Origin of the sequence: Micromonospora sp. AMSO31t (genome assembly GCF_008868175.1) — a bacterium.
Lineage (GTDB): Bacteria > Actinomycetota > Actinomycetes > Mycobacteriales > Micromonosporaceae > Micromonospora.
This window is the reverse complement of the sequence record NZ_WBKT01000240.1, coordinates 1-6,268: the sequence shown is the minus strand read 5'-3', so window position 1 is coordinate 6,268 and position 6,268 is coordinate 1. Positions and strand designations below refer to the sequence as shown.

The 6,268-nt window shown below is 73.9% G+C and carries 6 protein-coding genes; 2 read left to right on the top strand and 4 right to left on the bottom strand.

Going from position 1 to position 6,268, the window contains the following annotated elements:
* Positions 1-1,211, top strand: a 1,211-nt coding sequence (locus F8274_RS29565) for a hypothetical protein (protein ID WP_151465637.1), incomplete at its 5' end; no start/stop codon positions are given.
* A 60-nt stretch (positions 1,212-1,271) separates the two neighbouring features.
* Here F8274_RS29565 and F8274_RS29560 read toward each other — a convergent pair.
* From F8274_RS29560 to F8274_RS29545, 4 genes are read right to left on the bottom strand one after another with little or no spacing between them, the layout of a single operon-like run.
* Positions 1,272-2,186 (bottom strand): glycosyltransferase family 2 protein, encoded by a 915-nt coding sequence (locus F8274_RS29560; protein ID WP_151465636.1) that lies wholly within the window; start codon positions 2,184-2,186, stop codon positions 1,272-1,274.
* Positions 2,183-3,160, bottom strand: coding sequence for a sulfotransferase (locus F8274_RS29555; RefSeq protein ID WP_151465635.1), 978 nt, complete (start codon positions 3,158-3,160; stop codon positions 2,183-2,185). The genes F8274_RS29560 and F8274_RS29555 overlap by 4 nt, the downstream gene beginning before the upstream one ends.
* Positions 3,157-3,738, bottom strand: coding sequence for a glycosyltransferase (locus F8274_RS29550; RefSeq protein WP_151465634.1), 582 nt, complete (start codon positions 3,736-3,738; stop codon positions 3,157-3,159). The genes F8274_RS29555 and F8274_RS29550 overlap by 4 nt, the downstream gene beginning before the upstream one ends.
* Positions 3,739-3,793: 55 nt before the next feature.
* The gene (locus F8274_RS29545) at positions 3,794-4,270 is read right to left on the bottom strand and encodes a UDP-N-acetylglucosamine--LPS N-acetylglucosamine transferase (protein WP_151465638.1); all 477 of its coding nucleotides are present in this window, start codon (positions 4,268-4,270) and stop codon (positions 3,794-3,796) included.
* A gap of 500 nt (positions 4,271-4,770) precedes the next feature.
* On the opposite strand from F8274_RS29545, the gene F8274_RS29540 reads away from it, so the two are divergent.
* Positions 4,771-6,268, top strand: a 1,498-nt coding sequence (locus tag F8274_RS29540) for a Wzz/FepE/Etk N-terminal domain-containing protein (protein ID WP_151465633.1), incomplete at its 3' end; no start/stop codon positions are given.

The window sequence follows — 6,268 nt, the reverse complement described above, 5'->3', positions numbered from 1 at the left end:
CCGGTTGGGCCGAGGGCGCGCCGGCCGCCACGGCCACCCTGCCCGGGCCGCCGCCGGAGGACGTCCGGGCCGAACCGCGTACCCGGCCCGGTGCCGGTGGCGGCGACCAGCCGCCGCCCCCGCCGGTCGCGCCGGCCCCGACGCCGCCCGGGGGATCCCGGCGCCGGTGGCGGATCGCCGTCGCCGCGGCCCTCGTGATCGCCGTCGCGGGCGGCGGCGCCGCCGTGGCGACCCTCCGGCCCGATCCGACCCGGCAGGCCGGCGAGGCGCCGCGCACCGCCGGGCCGGCGCAGTCGGCCGGCCCGAGCGGCGCGGCCACGCCCGCCGCCACCCCGAGCGCGGAACAGGGCCTCGGCGGCAAGCCCGGCGCGTCGCCGTCGGCCTCCACCGGCAACACCCCGGGCTTCGCCGGCACCCGGCTGACCCTCCCGGGCGCGTCGATCGGCGTGCAGAACGGGGAGAGCTTCGGCCAGGCGCTCAGCCGCTCCGACCGCACCTTCGGCAAGCTGCGGATGGCCCGCGTCTTCTTCCCCGGGCTGCCACCGGCCTGGAACGGCAGCCGGGCCGACGTCGTGGACCGCACCGTGGTGGTCTCCTTCAAGGCCTCGCCGCAGGACATCAACTCCGGCAAGTACGACTCCCGGCTCTCCTCCTGGTTCGCCTCGATCCCGCGCGAGCACAACGTGTACTGGTCCTACTTCCACGAGCCCGAGGACGACGTCGAGCGCGGGGCGTTCACCACGGCGGCGTACCGGACGGCGTGGAAGCGGGTCGCCGGGCTGGCGAACCGGGCCGGCAACCCCAAGCTGATCAACACGCTGATCCTCATGTGCTGGACGCTCGACCCGAAGTCCGGGCGCAGCTTCGACGCCTTCTACCCGGGCGGCGACGTGATCGAGACGCTCGGCTGGGACTGCTACAACTGGGGCGCCAAGTGGAAGCGGTACGCCCCGCCGCAGGAGATTTACGGCGAGATGATCAGCAAGTCCAAGGCGCTGGGCAAGCCCTGGGGCGTCGCCGAAACCGGCAGTGACCTGGTGCCGGGCGACTCGGGCAGCGGGCGGGCCAACTGGATCCGCTCGATGACCGGCTTCCTCAACGGCCAGCGGCCGGAGTTCGTCGCCTACTACAACCAGGTGGTCAGCCAGGGCGACTTCCGGCTGCTCGACCAGCCGAGCATCCAGGCGTGGAAGTCCTTCTGCGTGGCCTGACCCGCGCAGGGAAAACGGGCGGGCGACCGGCTGGTCGCCCGCCCGTTTCGCGCGTACGGCTCAGATGCCCCGGCCGCGCTTGTGCAGCGTGCGCAGCACCCGGTCGGCCTGCACGGCCCGGCTCGCCACCGCCAGTGCCAGGTAGGCGCGCGGCTCCCGCGGGTTGCGGGCCAGGGTGCGCCGGGCCCAACGGACGGCGTCCCGCCGGTTGCCCATGGCCGCCTGGGCGAAGGCGATCTGACCGGCCACCCGCGCCTCGCCGTGCGGCACCGTGGCGAACTCCGGGTAGCGGCGCAGCAGCCACTGCAGCGCGGTCGAGATGGTCTCCCAACGCTGCGCGAAGTACGACCGCTTGTGCCAGCGGACCAGCACGTACGGGCTCTCCACGTTGACCAGCGGGGCGTACCGGGCGGCCCGGAGCAGGAACTCGTAGTCCTCCGCGTAGCTGCCCGGGATCTGCTCGTCGACGAGCCCGATCGCGTCGAGCAGGGCGGCCCGGCGGATCAGGAACGTGGACGGGTGCAGCTCGGTGAGCCGGTCCCGGAGCAGCGCCTCCAGCGACACCCGGGAGCGGTCCAGCGAGCGGTCCACCGTGCGGTCGTCGTAGCTGACCCGGATGCCGCAGCTCACCAGCGCGCCGTCCGGGTGCACGTCGAGCGCGCCGAGCTGGGCGGCCAGCTTGCCGGGCAGCCACTCGTCGTCGTCGTCGCAGAACGCGACCAGGTCGCCGGTGGCCGCCTCGATGCCGGTGTTGCGCGCCCCGGCCAGCCCCGCGCTGCGGGTGTTGGTGATGACCCGGACCCGCCGGTCGCCCCGGTCCAGCTCCAGCGACCGGTCCGGCTCGGACTGGTCGTAGACCACGATGGCCTCGATCAGGCCCGGGTGCGCCTGGCTGAGGATCGCGTCGAGTGCCGCGCGCAGCAGCTCCGGACGGTCCCGCGTCGGTACGACGACGGAGATGCTCGGCCCACTCATGCTTTCTCCACGGACTCGTCGGAACCCCGCTGGCCCAGGTAGCCGTAGCGGACTCGGAAGGGCAGCGTGGCCAGGCTGACCACGGCCCGGCTGCGGCGCGGCAGGCGGCTCCGCCACGCCTCGTCCCGCCGCACGGTCAACGGCCCGCCGCTGAAGCGCAGCGGGTTGCCCGCGATGCTGTGCGCCCGGAACGGCGCGGGCGGCGGATCCGTCAGGATGCGCAGCGCCTCGGGGTCGTCCGGCAGGCCGGCGAACTCCCGGAGCCGCCGGACCGTGCCGGCCGGGTCGGCGGTGAAGTCCTCGTAGCGCAGCCGGAGCACCTGCGCCCGGGCCGCGAGCAGGTGGAACGCGGCGTTCTGCGCGGTCCACAGCTTGCTCACCTCGAACGGCGAGAAGGTCGGCATGAAGTCCTCGCCGTCGACCACCTCCGGCCGGCGCACCTGCTTGCCCCAGGAGTACGCCACCGCCCGGCTGTCCCGGACGAGGTGCAGCACCCTCAGGTCGAGCCCCTCGGCCCAGCGCAGCGCGAAGGCGAGCGAGGCGTGCTTGCTGGAGTCGACCACCACGCGGGCGCCGGTCGCCGCGAGGGCGGCCCGGTAGATGCGGGTGTAGAGGTCGGCGTAGCGGCGGACGTCGGCGAGCTGCTCGGCGGAGAGCGAGTTCTTCGCCAGCCGGGGGATGTGCCGGGTCCGGTCGACCCGGTCCTTGAGCGCCAGCACGTCGTCCCGGTCGACGGCGGACCAGCCGCCGAACGCGTGGTCACCCACCCGCTGCCAGAACGGGCAGGCGGTGAAGCGCTCGCCGCAGCCGCACCGCTCGTCGGCGCCGAGCGCGCGTTCCCAGAGGTGCACCACCTCACCGACCGCGCACACGTCGGCACTCTGTGCCAGCAGGAGTTCCAGCAGGGTCGAGCCGCTGCGGCCGAGGCCGCCGACGAAGAGGACGCGAGGCTCGGCCTGCTCCGGGGCGCTCACCGGCGCCGCCCGCCGGCGCGCTGGCGTACCCGGCGCGCCACCAGGCCGTCGATCACGGCGCCGACCCGGGCCACCGCCTCGGCGCGCGGATCGGGCCGGCCCGGGTCCGCGGCCAGGGCGAACCGGGCCGGGTCGGCCAGGCCCTCGTCGAGGGCGGCGACCAGCTCGGCCTCGGATTCGCAGAGGCGGACCATGCCGGCCGCGCCGAGCCGCCGCGAGAAGAGCTGCTGATGGTTGTCGACGTGCTCGTCGTGGGTCGGATCGCGGGGCACCACGATCGGCAGGTGGCCGGTGCGCCGGGCCTCGGTGATGGTCGCCGGGCCGCCGTGGCTCACCACGAGCGTCGACTCGGCCATCGCCCGCTGGAGCTCCTCGTGGCCGAGGAACGGGGTGGCCTCGGGCAGCGCCGGCGGGCGGCTGTGGCCGTACTGGAGGACGAGCCGGACGCCGGGCCGCTCGGCGTGCCACCGCTCCAGCCAGCCCACCAGCCGGTCGAACCGGTGCACGTCGGTGCCGACGACGACCAGCACGTAGGGCACCGGCCGCCCGTCCCGCTGCCTTGGCACATGAACATTCACAGCGCCACCTTCGTTCGCGACTGCGGGGCTCGCAGGACCGGCTCACTCCTCGCGCTCACAGGAGGTTCCCCACGACGGTCGCCTCCGGGTACATGCGGCGCTGCTCCTCCCACTGCACGAGCATCGCGGAGAGGAAGGGGCGGCAGAGCCGGGCGGTCAGCGTCGCGCTGTCGATCCGGTCGTAGACCTCGATGTAGACGGTCGGGATCCGGCGCAGCCGGGCCGCGACCACGAACGGCAGGGCGACCCCGGCGCCGGTGGTGACCACGGCGTCGACCCGGCGCCGGCGGATCACCTTGAACGCGAGGAAGGCGTTGCGGACCAGGTTCGGGACGTTCCGGGTGGTGGGGTGGTGGGCCCAGACCACGTCCTCGCCGTCGAGCAGCGAGCGGGCGTCCGGGGTGTCGAACGTGACCCACGCCCGCTGCCGCTCCCGGTACCACGGCTCCAGCGCCAGGAGCTGGGCGAGATGCCCGCCACTGGAGCCGACCAGCAGGACCTGCCCCGAGTCGTCGATTGCCCCGCTCACCAGAATGTTCCTCCCCGTACGCCGCGACCACGTCCGGATTTTCGTGAATGACCCTCGGACGCGCCATGACAACCTACTGGCGCGGGGGTGGACAACTGAAGGGGCCGTTGGACGGATCCCGCCCGACCGGTCGGGTCACCCGGGGATTCCCGTGGACGGGATCGGGCGGGGGCTGCGAGGACCGAGGTCAGGCCGCGTTCCACCGTCATGGCGGGCCGGGCCAACCGCGCCGGCCGGTGGTGTGTCAGGATTCCGTCACCGCTCCGCACGAGGGCCGACGGCGACGCCGACCCCGGGGGCAGGTCGGGCCCGACACCGGGAAACCCGCCGAATGGCCAGCGCCGATCGGCCATATCTACGCGGGCTGCCTACACCTGGGCAGGCTTACCGGAACGTGAGCAGACTTTCCCTCATCGTTCGGATCGGGGACACTCAAGGCCACGGTCAGGTCCAGTCTGCGCCGTGGACTGCCCGGCTCGGTCGAAAGGGAGCGACAGACTCTGATGCCCTCACCCCATTTGGCCGAGAGCGATTCCGACGGTCTTGCCCTGATGGCCTACCTGGGCTGGCTGCGCCGCCGCTGGTGGATCCTGCTCCTCGCCGCGGTGCTCGGCCTGGCCGGCGGCCTGGCGGTGAGCCAGCTCCAGCACGCGCGCTACACGTCGGGCACGTCGCTGCTGGTGCGCCCGCTCAGCGCCGGCGCGGAGAGCAACCCCAACGCCAAGGTCAACCTCGACACCGAGGCCCAGGTGGTCCGTTCGCTGGTCGTGGCCGAGCGGGCCAAGGGCCTCATGAAGGTCGACACCGGGGCCGACCAGCTGGTGAAGTCGGTGACGGTCACCGTCCCGCCGAACAGCCAGATCCTCCAGGTGGCCTACGAGGCCGACAGCCCCGCCCAGGCGCAGTCCGGGTCGCACGCCTTCGCGCAGGCCTACCTCGACCTGCGCAAGGCCACCGCGCAGAAGGCGCTGGAGAACGAGACCACCGCGCTCAAGCAGCAGATCGCCGACGTGAACAAGCAGCTCAGCGCGGTCGCCGGCCGGATCGCCGCGGCGCCGGCCAACAGCCCCGAGCGGGAGCGCGCCGAGGCCGACCGGAACGTGCTGACCAACCAGCTCACGTCGCTGAACAACCGGCTCAGCCCGCTGCTCTCCGCCGACAGCGACCCGGGCGAGATCATCTCGGACGCCCGCCTGCCGGAGAGCCCCAGCTCGCCGAACCGGACGTTGAACCTGGCCAGCGGCATGGGCGCCGGCCTGTTGCTCGGCATCGTGCTGGCGCTGGTGCTGGACCGGCTCGACACCCGCATCCGCCGCGGTCGCGACATCTCCGACCGGGTGGGCCTGCCGCTGCTGCTGGAGCTGCCCTCGCGCACCCCGTCGCTGGCGGTGCTGCCGGCCACCCACAAGATCTCCCGTGAGCTGGGTCGGCTGCGCAACGTGCTGCTCTCCGCGGTGCCCGAGCCGGCGCAGGCCGGTCGGGGGCGCCAGCTGCTGCTCTGCGACGGCTCGGCCGGCACCGCCGCCGGGTTCGTCGCGGCCAACCTGGCCGCCGCGTACGCCCGCACCGGCCAGCAGGTCGCGCTGATCACCACCAAGCCGGACTCGGCGTTGAGCGGCATCACCGGCGTGGCCGAGGGCCGGCACAGCCTGGCCTCGGTGCTCCGCCGGGACGTGCCGGCGCTCAAGGCGCTGGCCCCGCTGCCCGGCCTCGGCCAGCTCCGGGTGCTCGTCCCGGGTGACCTCGACGCCGAGGTCGAGCTGCCGGTGTCCGGCCTGCTGGAGATCCTGCGCGAGCTGACCGCGCGCTTCGACCACGTGATCATCGAGACCGCCCAGCCGACCCTCGCCGTGGAGGCCCAGGCGCTGGGCCGGCACGTCGACGCGGTGATCGTGGTGGCCGAGAGCGGGCGGACCCGCAGCGGCGAGATCACCGCCGCGCTCCAGCAGTTCGAGCAGGTCAACGCCCCGGTGATTGGCGCCGTGCTGGCCCCACGCCTGC

Bases quoted from the DNA above. Each gene is read 5' to 3' on its own strand.
- F8274_RS29560 (WP_151465636.1), bottom strand. From the start codon at position 2,186: ATGAGTGGGCCGAGCATCTCCGTCGTCGTACCGACGCGGGACCGTCCG.